This is a genomic window from Vibrio gallicus, assembly GCF_024346875.1.
Classification (GTDB): domain Bacteria; phylum Pseudomonadota; class Gammaproteobacteria; order Enterobacterales; family Vibrionaceae; genus Vibrio; species Vibrio gallicus.
Window position 1 is genome coordinate 529,505 of sequence record NZ_AP024872.1, and the last position, 18,119, is coordinate 547,623.

Genomic DNA, 18,119 nt, shown 5'->3' on the forward strand with positions numbered 1-18,119 from the left:
TTATTTCTCCTCACCCGTAGTCTGGTGTGCACCTTGGAGTGAAACCGGCAATTCGAGAATACTAGGAGAAGCCTGCTTGTTTGCCACATCAAACGCCTTATCTATATTGCGCCCTACACTGCTTGATTGAGATTCCCACAGTCTATTGCTGTTATTCCACGCCCAATAATGGTTGCGATCATTGGAGCGTGCCACAAGGGAGATCCGCCCAATATATAACTGCTCTGCAATGATGGTGTGACCATCCACATCAATAGCGCCAGAATAGATACCCATTTTACTGCCGTAATCCATCTCTATTTGATACGCCTCTAGGATGCGTCGATACTTCTCCGCATCACTCACATCGGCCTCAGTCATCATCTGGGTAAGCGTTTGTAGACGCAGCTTACGGCTCTCGATACGTATTGGACGGTCTTGATCATTAAGTTGTTGCAACCCATCTAGCATCTGGTACATCAATGGCACGATACTTTGACGCGTCACTTCTATTTGAGAAAGTTGTAACTCATATCCTTGAAGCTCTTGATGCTGACTTGCAATCAACCCTTGAAGATGAGAACGATAGATAGATAAGTCTTGCACTTGTTGCTTTAATGCCGCGATATCCGCTTGTAGTTGCATGGACTTATCACTACTACTGGCAACCTTTTTCTGTGTTTGGGCCGCATTGTTGGTAATTTGAGCTTCAACGTTTTGAGACTTCTGCAACACAGCTTGTTCGCTAGCTCGAGCCACCAAACTTCCTAATAATAGCCCTACTACAAGCAGGAATCGCATATGTGTGTGATTCATTAGTTTCTCGTAAATCAATGATGCCGCAAGGTGCGCATACGGTAATCTTAAAAGGTCGACCTTGAGATTAGCATTCCTGCAACAAGAGAAAAAGTGATAATACTTGGTTTGGGTTTGTAGAGCCACCTGTTACAGAGGCGATAAATTTCAATAACATACATAGTTATTAGAGCTATCTATGGGCGAGAGATGTTCGAGACTAGATAGCTTATCGATTAGGCTAACCGATAAGCTCAGCAGATGTCTGCATTCACAAAAAAGCCAGATATGGCGTTACATATCTGGCTTAGTAAGTAGTGAAACGCTAGCAATTAATTATTGTGATGAAATATCTGCTCTGTTTCCAACTCGGTCATAGTGCGAATTTGACGCCATACATAATAGAAAATGCCAAACATCATCAAGATACTTGGAATAGCTATTACCGGGTAACTATAAAGGGTTAACTTGCCCAGTTCTTCGTTAAACGCTGCCGTGCCGGCAGGACTGGTAACAATATAGGTTGCCAAGATGTAATTCATTGCCGAAGAAAAAGCAAAGGTGCTAGCAAACAAGTAGTTAGAGTTCATCAAGCAGCGCTGAAAAGCCTGTTCATTACCTGACTGCGCCAATTTTTGTTTGATCAGCGCCATATTTAAAATGGTTTCGTTGAAAATCAATTTTTGCATCAGAGGGGTTCGAGTAAAGGTTGAACCCAATACCACGATACCGATTAAGCCCGGAATCAACGCCTCTTTCAAAGCCAGCCATTGGGTATCGAGCTCCAGTAAGCCAATTCCACCCGTCAATAAAACGCTGACAAAACCCAGTGCCGCAATAAGGTTGAACTTTTTATTGCGTATCAGCTCCAGGCCACCATAGGCAACAGGAAAAGCCAAGGCAACGATCAAAGCCCACACTGTTCCTAGGTGCTCATCGCCACTGAATTTCATCAAGATAAATGACGGCAAAACCACATTAAACAGGATCTCAAATAGCGGGTTTGATTTTTTATTTACGTTGTTACTCATAGTGTTCCAGTTGTTGTTTGCACAAGTCTTACATATGTAGCGGGATTGTTTCTTGATTGGGCTTTGATGTAAACCTTTGCTACGCCTTATCTAAACCGCGCATCCCAATAATATGAGCCCGTTCAACAATTTTGCATTTCGTGCTCGCTATCGTTTAATTTTAGTAGAGAACTGTGACGTTTTATGGGTGACGGTGTTTATCGCAATTCCCCTTCAACCATTCACCATAGATTTTAGGCGCTCTTTTTTACCTGTCACTCTCATCGAGAGGGGCGAGACTCAGTAACTACATGTCGCAAGCGGCACTATCCACCCCCCAAGATTATATTGTTTTTGTATAAAGTGATTGTATATTTACAGCCATTATCAAAACAAACATCGACTGGTAATCTTTTCTCCATCGAAGACAGCGCACAATCACCGCTAAGTGGTGACTGATTTAGCGCGATAGTGGAGAACAAACATGCAATACGAAGGTAAAGTATATCGTCCGTGGCCAGAAGCTCGCAGTATTCTGATTCAAACAACCCTAGGCTGTAGTATCAATACCTGCACATTTTGCAGTATGTTTGATGATAAGAGATTTAAGGTACGTGACATTGAAGACGTGTTTAAAGATATTGAACAAGCTCGCCGTGTTTACCCCTTTGTTGACTCGATTTTTCTGATTGATGGCAACGTGATGGCAGCGCGTACCGATTACTTAATCAAAATCTTAGATAAGCTTCGCCATACCTTCCCTGAGGCGAATAAAATCTCTATGTATAGCGGACTTAATGACTTCCGTCGCAAGACCATTTCAGAGCTAAAAGAGATCAAAGACGCTGGATTAGATCTGTGCTATTCGGGCTTAGAGTCTGGCGATCCACTGGTGCTAGAAAACATTAAGAAACGTATGACACGCGAGCATGCTATTGAAGGAATGGCAATGGCAAAAGAGGCCGGTATTGAAACCCTGTTGTCGTTTATTTTTGGTCTTGGTGGTCGTGAGCGTTCTCGTGAACATATTGAAGCAACGACTGATCTGCTCAATATCACTAAGCCAGAACAAATTGCGCCGATGGCTTTGGCAATTCAACCTGGAACGGTTATGGAGCAAGAAGTCAAACGCGGTGAGTTTCTAATGCCCACCGAGATGCAAGTCTTAGAAGAAGAGAAGTACCTATTAGAAAATCTGGATATCGACACTTACTACTGGGGTGATCACGGCAATAACGTACTTCCACAAAAAGGCGCTTTTCTTGATTCGCGCGAGCAATTTCTTGCCAATATAAATCGAGCTATTCATGCCAATCCAATGGCAAAAGAGAACGTAATTCAAACCTTCTCTTGGTAGTGATTTAAGGAGTTGGATGACAGATTCATCAGCGGTTAACTTGGCTAAAGTTAATTACTTAGCTCAGGTTAATTACTTGGCTTAGGTTAATCGCAACAACTCCTTTCACGGTTGAGAAAGGACTGGGTATGTTTTCGCAATTGTGCATGGATTATTGAATGGGTTCCTTGCACCAACGGTATTCCATTTGCAGTGCAACTTGCTCGGCAAATTCAACTCCGTAGTGTTTTGATACTAAGTATAAACTCATATCTATCCCTGCTGAAATCCCCCCACAGGTGGTGAATTTCCCTGATGTTACCCAACGTTGAGAATTAATTACGTTTAACATTGGAAACTGTATGGCTAATTGTGGGATATCTTGCCAGTGGGTGGTCACTGTCTCTTGTTTTAACAACCCGGCTTGCGCCAGTAGAAATACACCTGTACAAACTGACGCTACCTCAGTTGCCACAGGCGCGACTGATACTAGCCAGTTAAGTAGGTTTGAGTTACACATTTCACCAGTATGAACGCCGCCAACCACAACCAGTAGATCAATTTTTGGGTGGTCCTGAAAACTGTAATCAGGTAACACTTTAAAACCGCCACGTGCCACCACGGGTATCGATTTCTCAGCGATCAGAAATACATTTAGATCCTTAGCGCCGAGCCGATTAGCGGTGCTAAACACCTCAAAAGGCCCTGAAAAATCAAGAACTTCCGCTTGGTCATAAATGTAGATACCTAAATTCATAATCCCCACCTTACCCACTCATAATATCGAAAACCCCTTAATCTTCCCTAAGCTTAGACGGGATATTGCGTGTATACTCGCACTTATTCCAATCTACAACGGCAACCCGATTATATGATCGTATTAACAACCAATCTGGGCGAAATAACCATCGAGCTCAATCTAGAAAAAGCGCCCGTTAGCTGCAAAAATTTTCTTAGATACTGCAAGGAAGGCTTCTTTGAGGGCACTATCTTCCATCGCGTAATTGACGGATTTATGATTCAAGGTGGTGGACATACTGAGAACCTTCTAGAAAAAGGGGCTCATGACCCAATTGCGAATGAGGCCAATCGAGGTCTTAAAAACGTAATTGGTTCGGTTGCGATGGCGCGCACCGATGCGCCGCACTCGGCTACCTCACAGTTTTTTATCAATCTTGATGACAACGATTTTCTCGACTTCACTGCGACCAATAATAAGGGCTGGGGTTACGCCGTATTTGGTCAAGTTACCGCTGGAATGGATGTCGTAAATGCTATTGCTAAAGTAAAGACTCACTCAAAATTTGGGCTCGATGATTTACCTATCGATCCTATTACCATAGAGAAAGTTTCAATCTTGTAGCCGTTCAAATTACGTTAGGCTCAAAGCTAGTTCAATAGCCAAAACCATTGCACTACAACACATACTATTGCGATAACCGCTAGGGTTTTCCAAAAGGTTAAAGGTTCACGCTTTAATAGCGGTGCCTTTTTGGCTTGCCTAACTAGTTTTTGATTTGGGGTTGAGAGATCCACAAGAAAATCACCGAGCACCTGATAGCGGCTATTTGGACTTGCTTGAGTCGCCTTGCGAAACACCAGATCCAGCCATGACGGAATATCTTCACGAAACTGAGTGATGGGACGATAATGCCATTTATGATGCCTTGCCGTTTGCGCGACTTGCGCTGAGATAGGCTTGTATGGCAGTTCTCCACACAGCATTTCATAGCCAATCACTGCCACAGAAAACAGGTCGGATAGCGTTGTTGCCTCTCCGGTATCTATACTCTCTGGCGCAATGTAGTTTACAGCGCCCAATGGCTCACTCTCGTGATGATTATGATTGATTTCATCCAGCCCTAGCGCTTTCACAGCCCCAAAATCAATCAATTTTATCTTGCCCGAATCTGTCACCATGATGTTTTCAGGCTTTAGATCACGGTGCACCATGTCCGCTCTTTGTAGCACCCGCACCGCTTTTATTATCTCTTCTAAAACAGTGCGCACCTCGCTTAGTGTTGGGGTTGGATTGTCATACATCCACTGCCTTAAGGTAATGCCATCCACCCATTCGCAAAGCTGGTAAACAAATTTGGAATCATTCGGCGTAGGATAGACTTGCATAACCCGCTCGCTTTTTAGCAGACTACCCACCCAAAACTCATTCGCCAGATGATTCAGGTGCTCGGTATCTTCGCTATAGGTCAGCGAAGGCGCTTTTAACACTCTTAATTCACTGCTTTTCTCATCGAGGACCTGATATACATGGCTTCTTGGCCCAGCGTACAAGACTTTTTGCACCGAGAAATGATCTATTCGATTGCCTTCTTTAAGTGCAGGAGGCACTGCGCGAGACAAGAGCTTCGCTTGATGTTCAAGTAGTGATTGCTGTGGGAGGGAATCTACGTCCAGCAATAAGCAAGTGGCATTATCGGCGCTCCCCTGCTCAATAGCCTCGCTACTGATTTTATTACTGAGCGTTTCTTTATCTTCTGTTTCACACAAGTATTTCGATAATTGCTGTTTGGTGAAAGCATCGTGAACCCCATCAGAGGACAGAATAAAGCGATCGCCCGTTTGCAATTCAACCATCTGATAATCCACGTCCAATCGATTATCCATACCTAATGCGCGAGTAAGGTGGGGGTTTTGACCGAAGTTGACCCTTTGGTGATCTCGAGTGAGTAATTTTAGGATGTTATCTCGAAGCAGATAGATGCGTGTATCGCCAACATGAAAGAGATGCGCGGTATTTGATTTGAATATGACTGCGCTGAATGTGGTCACAAACCCGTTGTGTTTGAGGCTCTGTTTGAGCCCTTCTTCAAACAACCAGTTGTTCATAGAGGTGAGGATTTTGCTGGCGCAGTGTTGGATACTCCAGCTGTCAGGGGTAGCGTAGTAGTCAGCAACAAACTGCATTACCGCGGTGTGACTCGCCTTCTGACTATTGTCACTGCAACTGGCACCGTCTGCGATACATGCAACCGCCCCTTTGTGTTCCAGCTCGTAGCGCTTCTGGGGAACCTTAACTAAAAATGCATCTTGGTTTTCATCGCGCGCCCCTTTCAGTGAACATCCACCGTAGCTTAAGCTCAACCTTGACTGCGTGATGCCCTGCTGTGCCTGCATTCTTATCTCCATCCTTGAAACTAGACAAGCCCTGCAAAGCAGGGCTTAAGTTCTGTACTATCAATATTAGTTAGATACCTTGATTAAGGTAACGCTGCCGTCTTCGTTCACCTCAGCAATCTTACCGCTTGGCTCTTCCATAAAGATTAGCGTAACAAAGCCAAGTACTGCGGTTGCGGCAATCACATAGAAGAAGGTTTGGTAATCCACAAACGATAGGATAGTTAGATAAGTTACCGCGCCCACGTTACCGTATGCACCCGTCATACCCGCAATCTGACCTGTCATGCGACGTTTAATCAAAGGTACTGTTGCAAATACAGCCCCTTCACCCGCTTGCACGAAGAATGAACACAACATAGCTGCCGCTACTGCCAGCCATACTGGCCATTGACTGCCCACTTGACCCATAAGGAAGTAACCCACAGCAAGACCTGCAGTTAAGATAAGTAGCGTAGGTTTACGACCAAACTTATCAGAAATCCAACCACCACCTGGACGTGACATCAAGTTCATAAAGGCATAAGCCGAAGCCACCATACCCGCTAGCACAGGGGTTAACTCAAAGGTCTCAGCAAAGAATAACGGCAGCATAGAAACTACAGCCAGCTCAGAGCCAAAGGTCGCAAAGTACAACACATTAAGCACTGCCACTTGTTTGAACTTGTACTGATGCATCTCAGGTACAGGTTCTTTAAACACCTTCTTGTTTACCTTCCATACCTGGCTAAGTTCGACCAAGTAAAGCGCAAATAGACCTGCATAAATGGAAGTAACCACGGTATCTGACAGCATGCTGATACCACTTGAAGACATCTTCCAAGTAAGCAAAGCAAGTACAGCGTACATAGGGATCTTCATGATGAGCAGTAAGAAGAAGTCGCCTTTCGAGGTTACTTCCATAGCGGTTAGATGCTTTGGTTTGAAGTAGGTAGAGCCTTTAGGTGTATCAGAAACGGAGCGATAAAAAATGACAGAGAACACCAAGCTCATTAAACCAGTAACTGCAACAGCATAACGCCAGCCCTCGTCGCCACCGAACAACAGTGCTAGAGTCGGTAGAGAGAACGCCGCAGCTGCTGAACCGAAGTTACCCCAACCACCGTAGATGCCTTCAGCGGTACCCAGTTCATCGTGTGGGAACCACTCCGATACAAGGCGAATACCGATTACAAAGCCTGCACCGATAAAACCGAGCAAGAAGCGAGCGATAGCCGCCTGCACAAAGGTATCGGCAAAAGCGAACATGAAACAAGGGATAGAACAAACTGCAAGCAGTGCTGAATAAACCTTACGTGGGCCGAATTTATCGGTAAACATGCCTATGACGACACGCGCTGGAATGGTCAGAGCCACGTTGAGGATCAAGAGCATTTTTACCTCTTGAGTACTCAATCCGAGGGTTTCTTTTACCATTTGCAGAAGTGGTGCAAAGTTAAACCACACCACAAAGGTGATGAAGAACGCCATCCAGCTAAGGTGCAAGACTTTCATCTTGCCACTAAACGAAAACAGAGAAAATTTACTGTTATCCATAATATAATTCCTTTTCTTGTATTCCTTCATTCCAGCGACATCCTACTGCTGGCATGGACAAGGTGTTAGGCTGCGACCGCTTCCGTTACCTGTATCTGTACAGCGCCATCAATCAGTCTTACCGGATAAGTTTTCACACTGATCTCAGGCTCCTCGATGCACAGCCCTGTTTTTAGGCTGAAGTGTTGCTTATAAAGAGGCGAAGCCACACACGGCTCTCCGTCAATGCAACCTACAATCCCGCGAGATAACACCTGCGCCTTACCGATTGGGTCGTAATTTGAGATAGCGTATAGCGCGCCAGCTCGCTGGTAGTTGAATATTGCGACTTGTCGTCCATTGATCAGGGCGCAAACGCCAACATTTGGCGCGATGTCGGTTACATCGCAAATGGTCTGCCAGTGATTCATAGTGTTTCTCCTAGTTCAAAAATGATTTCAGGTTTGCGTGGTTTTGGTCATGACTGAGCGTCGTAACACTTAATCGATTTCCACCACGTCTATTGATTGTTCAGTAATGTTCTTTGGTACCCTTTGTTCACGCTCTGAAACGAAGCTGAGCGTATTGTCACGTTGGTCCGTATTAATGAAGTGACTGAAACGCTTGAGCTTTTCAGGGGATTCAAGGGTAGTTTTCCATTCACATTGATATTGCCCAATAGTGCTTGCCATATCCTTCTCAAGCTCTGCCCCTAGGCTTAACTTGTCTTCAACCACCACTTGTTTTAGATACTCAATGCCACCTTCAAGGTTCTCTAACCACACTGAGGTGCGCTGCAAGCGCTCTGCGGTGCGGATATAGAACATCAGCATTCGGTCGATGTACTGGATCAAGGTTGCTTCGTCTAAATCAGTAGCAAGCAAGTCAGCATGTCGAGGGCGCATACCGCCGTTACCACACACATACAGGTTCCAGCCGTTTTCAGTGGCGATAATGCCGACATCTTTAGACTGCGCTTCTGCACACTCTCGAGTACAGCCCGATACCGCGAACTTCAACTTGTGCGGAGAACGCAAACCCTTGTAACGATTTTCGATATCGATAGCTAAGCGAACGCTGTCGCCTACCCCATATCGGCACCAAGTGCTACCGACACAAGACTTCACTGTGCGCACTGATTTACCGTAAGCGTGTCCAGTTTCAAAGCCTGCATCTACTAGCTTTTTCCAGATGATAGGAAGGTCGTTTAGCTGTGCACCAAACAAGTCCACACGCTGTCCACCAGTGATCTTGGTATAGAGATCAAATTCTTTCGCCACCTGACCAAGCACAATCAGCTTGTCGGGGGTAATTTCACCGCCTGCAATACGCGGCACAACAGAGTAGGTGCCGTCCTTTTGCATATTGCCTAGATAGATGTCGTTGGTATCTTGCAGCTCCATATGCTCATTTTTCAGAATGTAGTCATTCCAAAATGACGCCAAGATAGAGCCGACTGTAGGCTTACATACTTCACAGCCGTGACCACTGCCGTATTGCTCTAGCAGTTCATCGAAGGTCTTGATTTGATTGACGCGAACGATGTCGCTGAGCTCTTGGCGAGAGTAGGCAAAGTGCTCACACAGGTCATTGTTGACCTCTACACCTAGGCTTAATAGTTCACTGTCCAACACCTGTTTTGCCAGTGCGCTACACCCTCCACAACCGGTCGAGGCATTGGTCGTTTCTTTAAGGGCCGACATGGTGCTGCAGCCCGCCTGAACCGCTTGCTTAATATCGCCTTTGGTCACATCAAAGCATGAACAGATAACCGCACTGTCCGGCAAGGCATCAATGCCCATACCTGCTGACTCTTCACCCGCTACATTAGGCAAAATAAGCACAGATGGATTCGACGGCAGAGGCATGTCATTTTGCTTCATTTGTAGCAAGGTGCCGTAGGCTTGGGCATCGCCCACCAGCACAGCGCCAATGATCTTACTGCCATCCTCTGAAACAATAAGACGCTTATAGACTTGGTCAATCTCATCACTGAAGGTGTAAGATTGAGCGCCTGGTGTTTGACCGTGCACCTCACCGATACTCGCCACATCAACGCCAAGCAGCTTCAACTTGGTGCTCATATCAGCGCCAGTAAATGATGCGGCCTCTGATTCACCTTCTAGCAAATGAGTGGCAGCAACCTTAGCCATCTGATAGCCCGGTGCAACCAAGCCAAAGATGCGATTCTGCCAAAGGGCACATTCACCTACTGCGTAGACATCGGGAAGGTTCGTTTGGCAGTAATTGTTTACTACTATCCCGCCACGCTCACCTATCTCTATATTCGCGTCACGAGCCAGTTCATCCTGAGGACGGATACCTGCAGAGAACACGATCATATCGGTCTCTAAATGAGATCCATCAGCAAAGTTCATTCGATAGCGCGCATTCTCACCGGCGACGATTTCACTGGTCGCTTTTTGGGTATGAACCGAAACACCCATAGACTCAATTTTGCGGCGCAGCAAGGCACCGCCACCCTCATCAAGCTGCACTGCCATCAAGCGCGGCGCAAACTCAACTACGTGGGTTTCTAAGCCAAGTTCTTGGATAGCATTGGCTGCCTCAAGACCTAGGAGGCCACCGCCCACAACCACACCGCTTTGGCTTAGCTTGCTTGATTCCTCAATTCCATCTAGGTCTTCAAGGGTTCGATATACATGGCAATGATCACCGTCATTACCAGGAATTGGAGGAACGAAAGGGAAAGAGCCCGTAGCCAGCACTAAAGAATCGTATTGTTCGATACGGCCGCTTTCGGTGATCACTTGCTTGGCATCAGTATCAAGCTTGACCACTTTATCGCTGACCACAAACTTGACACCATTGTCGGTGTAATAGCCCTCATCCGCTAAAGCTAACTCCTTAGCGCCTCCAGTAAAATAAGAGGTAAGATGAACACGGTCATAGGCAAGATGTGGCTCCTCAGAAAAGGTAATGATTTCTATGTCATCCCTTTTGTGCTGCAATAGTGTTTCTATGTATTTGTGGCCTACCATGCCGTTACCGACCACTATCACTGTTTGCTTTTTCATATTATCCATTCCTTGAAAACCAAATTTTATTTATGCCGTCATCTGCAGTGTTTGCTCATGCTCTGCTTTGGGTAGCTGCCTGCCAGACAGTTGACCAAGCCAATCCATTTGCTCAGCAACGGACACAACCTCGCCCACCACAATCAATGCCGGTGACTTAATTTGGTGCTGTTGTTTAAGGGAAGTGAGCTGATGAAGTTTGCCGATAAGTACGCGCTGTTTAGGGGTACAACCATTCTCAATGAAGGCAACCGGAGTGTTTTCTGATAATCCACCCTTAGTCAGTTTCTCCATTAACATGTCCGTTTTACTCAGCCCCATATAGAAGACCAAGGTTTGCTTCAGCTGAGCCAGTGCATCCCAGTTGATATCGAGTTCTTTGTCAGCGTGAGCGGTGACAAAGGTGCAACCTTGAGCCAAACCGCGGTGAGTAAGAGGAATATCTGCATAGCTAGTACAACCTGAAGCCGCCGTAATGCCCGGAATGACATCCACTTCTACTCCTTGTTTTGCCAGCATCAGCATCTCTTCGCCGCCACGTCCAAACACAAAACAGTCTCCGCCTTTAACACGACACACATCTTTACCTTCTAGCGCGGCATTGAGTAATAAGGTGTTGATCTGATCCTGCGTTGCGCAGTGCATACCCTTGGATTTACCGACAAATACCTTCTCTGCACCTTCTGGGAACAGGGCTCTGATTTCATGACTCACTAAGTTGTCGTACATGATGAATCGAGCTTGTTGTATGGCTCTGCTCGCTTTTACCGTTAGCAAGTCAGGGTCACCTGGACCTGCTCCCACTAAGGTTACTCGACCTAGATATTTGCTTTGTATTCCCATTACTTCACTCCTAGATCTGGTACGTCATGACTTCTCACCATCACTACCAAATTTTTATTCGCGTCTGTGCCAACTCCTGCAAATTTGAAGCCAATAATTTGATCTAAGACAAAATTAAAATTTATTAACCTTTAATAACAATCACTTAACATGCAATTACTCTACAAAATCACTGTGCAAATTTCACACAGAAAAACATAAACTCACAATTTACGTCCATTCGCGGTGCAAAATTGTTCAAAATGGTGCAGAAACAATCACAAATAGCATATTCAAGCAACTATCACATACCACTTTAGGGGTATGTGTAATTTTAAGGCATTGTTTTACAAGATATATTTTTGAATAGTGTTTTTTTTAAGGCTTTGGTTTGATTTTTGCAGGGTAATAGAGATTAGAGCTTAAGACATGAAAGGGAACGCCCATGGCTGAACATAATGAAGGATGGATCAAAACCACTTGTGCATACTGCGGTGTTGGTTGCGGAATCGAAGCCAGACCGAAGCATTCCGGCGAGTTGGAGATACGCGGAGATAAGGAACATCCCTCAAACTATGGCAAGTTGTGCACCAAAGGGATAGCGCTAGGAGAAACGGTTATTCATGATGGTCGCCTGTTATCTCCAACCCAAAAAACTGACCATGGTGATAAAGCATTGTCGTGGGAAGATGCCACTACAATGGTCGCAGAGCGGTTTGCACAAACTATCCTAGAACATGGCCCAGACTCCGTGGCATTCTATGTTTCAGGACAACTGTTAACCGAGGATTACTATGTTGCCAACAAGCTCATCAAGGGCTTTATGGGGACGGCTAATATCGATAGTAATTCTCGCCTTTGCATGGCTTCTTCTGTTGTCGGGCACAAGCGAGCCTTTGGTAGCGACACGGTTCCCGTTTGCTATGAAGACCTTGAGCAAGCAGAAATGGTGGTGATTGTGGGGTCAAACCTAGCTTGGTGCCATCCTGTTTTATTTCAACGCCTTCGCACAGCCAAGCAAGAAAACCCTTCGTTAAAGATAGTCGTGGTTGACCCAAGAAAGACCGATACCTGCGAACTTGCCGATACCCATCTGCCTATAGAGTCGGGTTCAGATGTGGCTTTGTTTAATGGTTTACTTGCGCACCTTTTCGAGCAGGACTCTCTGGATCACGAGTTTATCTCATCACATACCGATCATTTTGATAAGACAATCCACGCTGCGCTTTCAGAGCAAAATATAGAGCAGATCACAGGGCTTACCGAGCACCAATTAATTCAGTTTTATCGGGAATTTTCCAACACAGATAAGGTCATCACTATTTACTCTCAAGGGGTGAATCAGTCCAGCAGTGGCTCAGATAAAGTGAACGCCATCCTCAACTGTCACCTTGCTACAGGTAAAATCGGTAAAGCCGGCTGCGGCCCATTTTCTGTCACTGGACAGCCCAACGCTATGGGCGGGCGAGAAGTTGGCGCGTTAGCCAATACCCTTACCGCACATATGGAATTTGATAACCCAGAGCACCTGCGACTCGTCAGTGATTACTGGCAGACGGACACCCTAGCCACGCAACCTGGCCTGAAAGCCATCGACATGTTTGATGCCATAGATTCTGGGAAAATAAAGGCGGTGTGGATCATGGCCACCAACCCTATGGTCAGCTTGCCTAATTCAGACAAGATACGATCTGCGCTTGAAAAATGCCCCTTAGTGGTTGTTTCAGATTGTATTGCCGATACCGAAACCAGTCGCTTGGCTGATGTAGTTTTGCCTGCTCAAGGGTGGAGTGAGAAATCAGGTACTGTGACGAATTCCGAGCGCCGAATTTCAAGACAGCGACGCATTCTTCCTAGCCCCGGAGAGGCAAAGCCCGATTGGTGGATAGTTAGTCAGGTTGCGCAGAAAATGGGGTTTAAAGAGGCCTTTGACTACATACACGAGGGCGAGATTTTTTCAGAGTACGCCAAGCTGACGACTCTTGGAAATGATAACTTTGAGCGCGACCTTAATTTGATTGGTTTAACCCAGTTAGACGACAAGGGCTATAGCCAGCTTAAACCGCAACAATGGCCAGTGACAGAGCTTCAACACCAAGTGGTCAATCAGAGGCTGTTCAGTAATGGTCAATTCTATACCCCGAATAAGCGAGCTCGATTTGTGCCGGTTCGTTATCACGCTCCTTTAGCCAAAACAGATGACAAGCACCCATTGATTCTAAACAGCGGTCGGGTTAGAGACCATTGGCACACCATGTCCAGAACTGGCCTTTCGCCCAGATTAGCCGACCATATCAGTGAGCCATTTGTGCAACTGCATCCAGAAACTGCATCAAAATATCATATACAGGACGGTCAATTGGCCAAGGTGAGCAATCAACAAGGAGAAGCCTTGGTACGCGCTAAAGTCACCTCGGATGTATCTCGCACCCAGCTCTTTATGCCGATACATTGGAACGAGACGACCGCCAAAAATAGTAAGCCTTGCACACTGATTGCCAGCACCACGGATAACCTGTCTGGGCAACCGGAATTCAAGCATTCTGCGGTGGCTATTTGCGCATTTAGCAGTCTAAGCTGCGCTATCTTAATTACCAACCAAACCTTGGCTTTAAATCGCATCGACTACTGGGCTCGACAGAAGGTTCAAAGTGGATACTTATATCGAATGGAATCCACCCTTACCATGACTGAGCTTGCCGCAATTTTAAAGGGCGAGTTGCACGTCAAAGGGCAACGCCTTATTAGCGCTGAATCACAGCATGGTCAAGGACAATGGCTTATTTTGGACGATAGCAAATCCGTACAACTGTTATCGGTACAAAGCCGCTTCGATGAGTGTGAGGTTGAAAAGTTAATTGAGCTGTATCTGCAACCTAATGAAGCGAGCGACCCTTCAGATGTGATGCAAATGTTCGAAGCAGAGTCAGATAGCTTACTTAGCGTGTAACCAGAAATAGCGTATCACTGCTAAACAGTTGATACGCTAATTATATTTAAGAACCTGCTTAATATTGGCAATAATCGATTTGAATAGCGGGTCATTTTTATAGCGCTTATGGTAAGTGAGTTTCACTCCGATAGACTTGGCTTCAAATGGCAGCTCAAATGCAACCATGCCCAACTGCTCGGCAAAAGGAATTAGGCTGCGGGTTGTCACCGTAACACTATTGGTTTTATTAGCGGCAATGATCGCATTGGTCGTGCCATTGGCAGTAGAACCTACATTACGGCTACCTAACTTACCAAACAACTCCACGATGCTCTGATTATGACGCCTTAAATTCACCAAAATATGCGTTGCTTGCATATATTCTTGGTAGGTAAACGATGATTTGGAGTTATGTACACCTACCAGTGTCTCTTGTAATACATCTTCATATAAAAAGGCGCTTTCTTTAAGGGAAAAATAATCGATAGCAATATCTACCACGCCAGCACGCAGATCCGCGTAAATCTGCTCTTCGTATGCAGGAGATTCCTTCAGATTAATGTTTGGCACGTCACCTAATACGAAATAGGTGGTTTCGACCGCATACACATTTAGTGTTTGTTTTGCAGATAACGAGTCTTGAATCGCGTTGATATGTTGATAGATCTTATCGTAGAGTTGGACACCATCAGGTGAAGGCATAATACTGCGACCACTCCGAATGAACAGTTGGTAATCTAACTCCGCCTCTAGCTTCTTGATGGAAGCGGTGACCGCAGGCTGGGTTACATCTAAAAAATCGGCTGCAGCCGACAGTGAACCTTGCTCATAAACGGCTTTGAAAACCTGCAATAACTTTAAATCCATACCACATCCTTGCCTAAGTACGACTAAATAGTAGTAATATTTTTTAAAGGATGTCTGATTAAATAGCGGTTTTTGATTGGGGCCAAACACTCGACAGCGCACTAGCCCCGCCTTTGTTTAATTGTCGTGTTGCATTGCCGAGATAGTCACTGCGCCATCATAAACATCTCTGTCGGTATGATAGTGCATGATCTCACCACTTCCGTCGGAATATCTAGGTTCAAATACATGACCATCGAAGTAAAACCTGTCGTCAAATGTAAAAATGAGTCCGGTTGGCCTATTTTCAGCATCCCGATTCCAGTGTGTCACACTACCAATGCGCAGGTTATTAATATCCAGTAGTTGCCCATTGGCATCGGTGCTAGCGACAACAATCCCATTTTTAATAAACTCACCAGAAACCTCATCGCCATGGTAATACAGCACGTCTTCTTCTTCACCTTCGACTGGGATATCAAACCCAGGATCAATCGCAATTGGGTTTTCAATGGTAGGACGGTCATTTGGCATTGTTGTCTCTGATTCATCACATCCAACAATCATCAATACAGCTAAAAGAGGGAGTAGTTTTTTCATAATAATTCTCTGGTTAGTCATTAAGGGTTATCCCTTAACGGTGTAATACCTCAAAGAACCGTCCGTTGTTCCCGTGTTGACGCAACAAGCTATTTGGTTGCTGTTGCGAGTTGAGGTTATCTTAACCAACCCAGCCGATAGAATTAATGGGTTTTACTTATACTAGCTATCAGAGTTTTTTAGCTTTGTTGTGTAATCAGACCTAAAAAGATTTAGAATCATTGTCGGTAAATACAAATTTTTTGCGAGGTTTAAGATGTTAATGACCACCACTCCCTCAATCGAAGGGTCAACCATTTTACAGTACCATGGCGTGATTGCCGGAGAAGCCGTGTTAGGTGCCAACGTGTTCAAGGATATGTTTGCTAGCATTCGAGATTTTGTTGGCGGTCGCTCAGGAACCTACGAGAAAGAGCTTGAACGTGCGCGCGCATTTGCGCTACAAGAACTGGAAAATCGTGCCCAGCAATTGGGTGCCAATGCGGTAGTTGGAATAGATATCGATTATGAGGTCTTAGGCCAAAAAAACGGCATGATGATGGTATCTGCTAGTGGCACAGCGGTTACGATTCGCTAACCGTTGCAGATTAGGTGACCACTTAGGTCGCCTAAAACCGGCCATCAACACCATTGTTTTAATAGCCATCATCACGAAACTCATACGTTACACTTGAATTAACCCTCGCTCTTCAGAGACACTTCCCCCTACAGTACACATTCGAGCGCATCATGGACCACAACCAGCGAGCTCAAGCGCATCACGAGCTAGGGCCATTTCAATTTTTTACTCTTATCCTTTCTGTCTACGTACTCGGTGCATTGTTTGTTGAAAGTGCGTTTGATCTCTCCGATGATCTGCTGCGATTACTGCGCGTTATTGACAGCATGGTATGTATGGTATTTCTAACCGATTTCGGACTTCGTTTCTATAAAGCACCACGCAAGCTGCAATTTATGAAATGGGGATGGATAGATCTATTGTCTAGTATCCCGATGCTCGATGCTCTAAGGTACGGGCGTTTTGTGCATCTTTTCCGCTTTATGCGTATGTTACGCGCTATTCGCTCATCTAAGGTTATCCTTGCCTACTTGTTTCACAACCGCCGTGAAGGGACGTTTAGTATCGTGGCCAGTATTTCAGTATTACTGGTCATCTTTGGCGCGATAGGCATTTTACAATTTGAACGAGGTATCGCAGAGTCTAATATCCACTCCGCTGGGGATGCACTGTGGTGGGCATTCGTCACCATAACGACCGTTGGTTATGGCGACTACTATCCAGTAACTACCGCTGGTCGCATGCTGGCTGCTGTACTAATGACAGCTGGGGTGGGGTTATTTGGCACCTTTACCGGATTTGTTGCGACATGGTTTATGACCGAAGAAGACAATCAAACTAACCATGACTTAGTCGCGCAACACCAACAAATCAAAACAGAGCTACAACAAATTAAAGCTCTGCTCCTTGAGTTGCAAAACACGCAGCATCAATCCAAATAGAACTAATTCCAAGGACACCCATGCCTTTTTCTACCCTACGCCAAGGTCAGTCGATCCCCTTTCACAATGATCTTACGATGACCCTTATCCAAGCTGACGATCTGGCTGATATTATCGAAATGCTCAATGACAACCAGGCCAATCAATACCTGTTCTTTGCGCCTGCGGACAACAGCCTTTATGACGGGTTCTTTAACCCTATAATTGATAACACCAAACAGGCGATTTTAGAGGGATGCTGGCCGGATAATCCCACCTTTATACTGCGCGATGCGCAAGGAAGCTACATGGGAATGTGCGCCCTCACCTCGGTTATGTTTCTCGAAGGTAACTTTGAAGTAGGCTATCAACTACCAACTCGCGCATGGCAGCAAGGCATTGCAAGTGCTTGTTGTAAGCTAATGACCCAGCTTGCGTTTGAACAGCTAAATGCACACAAGGTTAGTGCAGACTGTTACGCTGGCAATATCGGCTCATATAAAACCTTAGAAAAGTGTGGCTACCGAGCTGAAGGGTGTCAAAAACAGTACTACACAACCGCAGATGGCTATGATGATAAGCTCTACTATGGGCTGACCGTCGCCCAGTATCATAAAATGCAGTAGCGGCAG

At 45.5% G+C, this 18,119-nt stretch carries 16 protein-coding genes; 6 read left to right on the top strand and 10 right to left on the bottom strand.

All coding sequences use genetic code 11. The features are described 5' to 3' along the window. Positions 1-795, bottom strand: coding sequence for a DUF3450 domain-containing protein (locus OCU28_RS14055; RefSeq protein WP_261817524.1), 795 nt, complete (start codon positions 793-795; stop codon positions 1-3). Between the two features lie 311 nt (positions 796-1,106). Then, positions 1,107-1,805 carry a VC0807 family protein gene (locus OCU28_RS14060; protein ID WP_261817525.1) on the bottom strand — a complete coding sequence of 233 codons (699 nt, stop codon included), beginning with the start codon at positions 1,803-1,805 and terminating at the stop codon, positions 1,107-1,109. 463 nt (positions 1,806-2,268) lie between these two features. On the opposite strand from OCU28_RS14060, the gene OCU28_RS14065 reads away from it, so the two are divergent. Further along, positions 2,269-3,141: a B12-binding domain-containing radical SAM protein gene (locus tag OCU28_RS14065; RefSeq protein WP_261817526.1), complete on the top strand. Its 873-nt coding sequence runs from the start codon at positions 2,269-2,271 to the stop codon at positions 3,139-3,141. A 151-nt stretch (positions 3,142-3,292) separates the two neighbouring features. Here the strand turns inward: OCU28_RS14065 and OCU28_RS14070 are convergent, their stop codons facing one another. Continuing rightward, positions 3,293-3,877: a DJ-1/PfpI family protein gene (locus OCU28_RS14070; protein WP_261817527.1), complete on the bottom strand. Its 585-nt coding sequence runs from the start codon at positions 3,875-3,877 to the stop codon at positions 3,293-3,295. 114 nt (positions 3,878-3,991) lie between these two features. Between OCU28_RS14070 and OCU28_RS14075 the strand changes: the two genes are divergently transcribed. After that, positions 3,992-4,483 (top strand): peptidylprolyl isomerase, encoded by a 492-nt coding sequence (locus OCU28_RS14075; RefSeq protein WP_261817528.1) that lies wholly within the window; start codon positions 3,992-3,994, stop codon positions 4,481-4,483. Positions 4,484-4,509: 26 nt separating this feature from the next. Here OCU28_RS14075 and OCU28_RS14080 read toward each other — a convergent pair whose 3' ends face one another. The 5 genes from OCU28_RS14080 to cobA form a co-directional block, all read right to left on the bottom strand. Next, complete coding sequence (locus OCU28_RS14080) at positions 4,510-6,255, bottom strand: bifunctional protein-serine/threonine kinase/phosphatase (RefSeq protein ID WP_261817529.1); 1,746 nt, start codon at positions 6,253-6,255, stop codon at positions 4,510-4,512. 66 nt (positions 6,256-6,321) lie between these two features. After that, positions 6,322-7,791: a NarK family nitrate/nitrite MFS transporter gene (locus tag OCU28_RS14085; protein ID WP_261817530.1), complete on the bottom strand. Its 1,470-nt coding sequence runs from the start codon at positions 7,789-7,791 to the stop codon at positions 6,322-6,324. Positions 7,792-7,856: 65 nt separating this feature from the next. Next, positions 7,857-8,201, bottom strand: a complete 345-nt coding sequence (nirD, locus tag OCU28_RS14090) for a nitrite reductase small subunit NirD (RefSeq protein ID WP_261817531.1) — start codon at positions 8,199-8,201, stop codon at positions 7,857-7,859. A gap of 69 nt (positions 8,202-8,270) precedes the next feature. After that, the gene (gene nirB / locus OCU28_RS14095; RefSeq protein ID WP_261817532.1) at positions 8,271-10,808 is read right to left on the bottom strand and encodes a nitrite reductase large subunit NirB; all 2,538 of its coding nucleotides are present in this window, start codon (positions 10,806-10,808) and stop codon (positions 8,271-8,273) included. A gap of 30 nt (positions 10,809-10,838) precedes the next feature. Further along, a complete protein-coding gene (cobA, locus tag OCU28_RS14100) occupies positions 10,839-11,651 on the bottom strand; it encodes a uroporphyrinogen-III C-methyltransferase (protein ID WP_261817533.1) in 813 nt (270 codons plus the stop codon). 424 nt (positions 11,652-12,075) lie between these two features. Between cobA and OCU28_RS14105 the strand changes: the two genes are divergently transcribed. After that, complete coding sequence (locus OCU28_RS14105; RefSeq protein ID WP_261817534.1) at positions 12,076-14,580, top strand: molybdopterin oxidoreductase family protein; 2,505 nt, start codon at positions 12,076-12,078, stop codon at positions 14,578-14,580. Positions 14,581-14,616: 36 nt separating this feature from the next. Here the strand turns inward: OCU28_RS14105 and OCU28_RS14110 are convergent, their stop codons facing one another. Beyond that, a complete protein-coding gene (locus OCU28_RS14110) occupies positions 14,617-15,429 on the bottom strand; it encodes a LysR family transcriptional regulator (RefSeq protein WP_261817535.1) in 813 nt (270 codons plus the stop codon). Between the two features lie 117 nt (positions 15,430-15,546). Further along, positions 15,547-16,008, bottom strand: a complete 462-nt coding sequence (locus OCU28_RS14115; RefSeq protein WP_261817536.1) for a hypothetical protein — start codon at positions 16,006-16,008, stop codon at positions 15,547-15,549. A 256-nt stretch (positions 16,009-16,264) separates the two neighbouring features. Here OCU28_RS14115 and OCU28_RS14120 point away from each other — a divergent pair, with 256 nt between their 5' ends. From OCU28_RS14120 to OCU28_RS14130, 3 genes are all read left to right on the top strand, one after another. Further along, positions 16,265-16,585 (top strand): heavy metal-binding domain-containing protein, encoded by a 321-nt coding sequence (locus OCU28_RS14120; protein WP_261817537.1) that lies wholly within the window; start codon positions 16,265-16,267, stop codon positions 16,583-16,585. A 152-nt stretch (positions 16,586-16,737) separates the two neighbouring features. After that, on the top strand, positions 16,738-17,508 hold the full coding sequence (locus OCU28_RS14125; protein WP_261817538.1) for an ion transporter: 771 nt from the start codon (positions 16,738-16,740) through the stop codon (positions 17,506-17,508). 20 nt (positions 17,509-17,528) lie between these two features. Continuing rightward, the gene (locus OCU28_RS14130) at positions 17,529-18,113 is read left to right on the top strand and encodes a GNAT family N-acetyltransferase (protein ID WP_261817539.1); all 585 of its coding nucleotides are present in this window, start codon (positions 17,529-17,531) and stop codon (positions 18,111-18,113) included. Positions 18,114-18,119 lie beyond the last annotated feature (6 nt).

Excerpts from the sequence above, each read along its gene's own strand:
- OCU28_RS14055 (WP_261817524.1), bottom strand. The coding sequence starts at position 795 with ATGAATCACACACATATGCGATTCCTGCTTGTAGTAGGGCTATTATTA.
- OCU28_RS14060 (WP_261817525.1), bottom strand. The coding sequence starts at position 1,805 with ATGAGTAACAACGTAAATAAAAAATCAAACCCGCTATTTGAGATCCTG.
- OCU28_RS14065 (WP_261817526.1), top strand. The coding sequence starts at position 2,269 with ATGCAATACGAAGGTAAAGTATATCGTCCGTGGCCAGAAGCTCGCAGT.
- OCU28_RS14070 (WP_261817527.1), bottom strand. The coding sequence starts at position 3,877 with ATGAATTTAGGTATCTACATTTATGACCAAGCGGAAGTTCTTGATTTT.
- OCU28_RS14075 (WP_261817528.1), top strand. The coding sequence starts at position 3,992 with ATGATCGTATTAACAACCAATCTGGGCGAAATAACCATCGAGCTCAAT.
- OCU28_RS14080 (WP_261817529.1), bottom strand. The coding sequence starts at position 6,255 with ATGCAGGCACAGCAGGGCATCACGCAGTCAAGGTTGAGCTTAAGCTAC.
- OCU28_RS14085 (WP_261817530.1), bottom strand. The coding sequence starts at position 7,791 with ATGGATAACAGTAAATTTTCTCTGTTTTCGTTTAGTGGCAAGATGAAA.
- nirD (WP_261817531.1), bottom strand. The coding sequence starts at position 8,201 with ATGAATCACTGGCAGACCATTTGCGATGTAACCGACATCGCGCCAAAT.
- nirB (WP_261817532.1), bottom strand. The coding sequence starts at position 10,808 with ATGAAAAAGCAAACAGTGATAGTGGTCGGTAACGGCATGGTAGGCCAC.
- cobA (WP_261817533.1), bottom strand. The coding sequence starts at position 11,651 with ATGGGAATACAAAGCAAATATCTAGGTCGAGTAACCTTAGTGGGAGCA.
- OCU28_RS14105 (WP_261817534.1), top strand. The coding sequence starts at position 12,076 with ATGGCTGAACATAATGAAGGATGGATCAAAACCACTTGTGCATACTGC.
- OCU28_RS14110 (WP_261817535.1), bottom strand. The coding sequence starts at position 15,429 with ATGGATTTAAAGTTATTGCAGGTTTTCAAAGCCGTTTATGAGCAAGGT.
- OCU28_RS14115 (WP_261817536.1), bottom strand. The coding sequence starts at position 16,008 with ATGAAAAAACTACTCCCTCTTTTAGCTGTATTGATGATTGTTGGATGT.
- OCU28_RS14120 (WP_261817537.1), top strand. The coding sequence starts at position 16,265 with ATGTTAATGACCACCACTCCCTCAATCGAAGGGTCAACCATTTTACAG.
- OCU28_RS14125 (WP_261817538.1), top strand. The coding sequence starts at position 16,738 with ATGGACCACAACCAGCGAGCTCAAGCGCATCACGAGCTAGGGCCATTT.
- OCU28_RS14130 (WP_261817539.1), top strand. The coding sequence starts at position 17,529 with ATGCCTTTTTCTACCCTACGCCAAGGTCAGTCGATCCCCTTTCACAAT.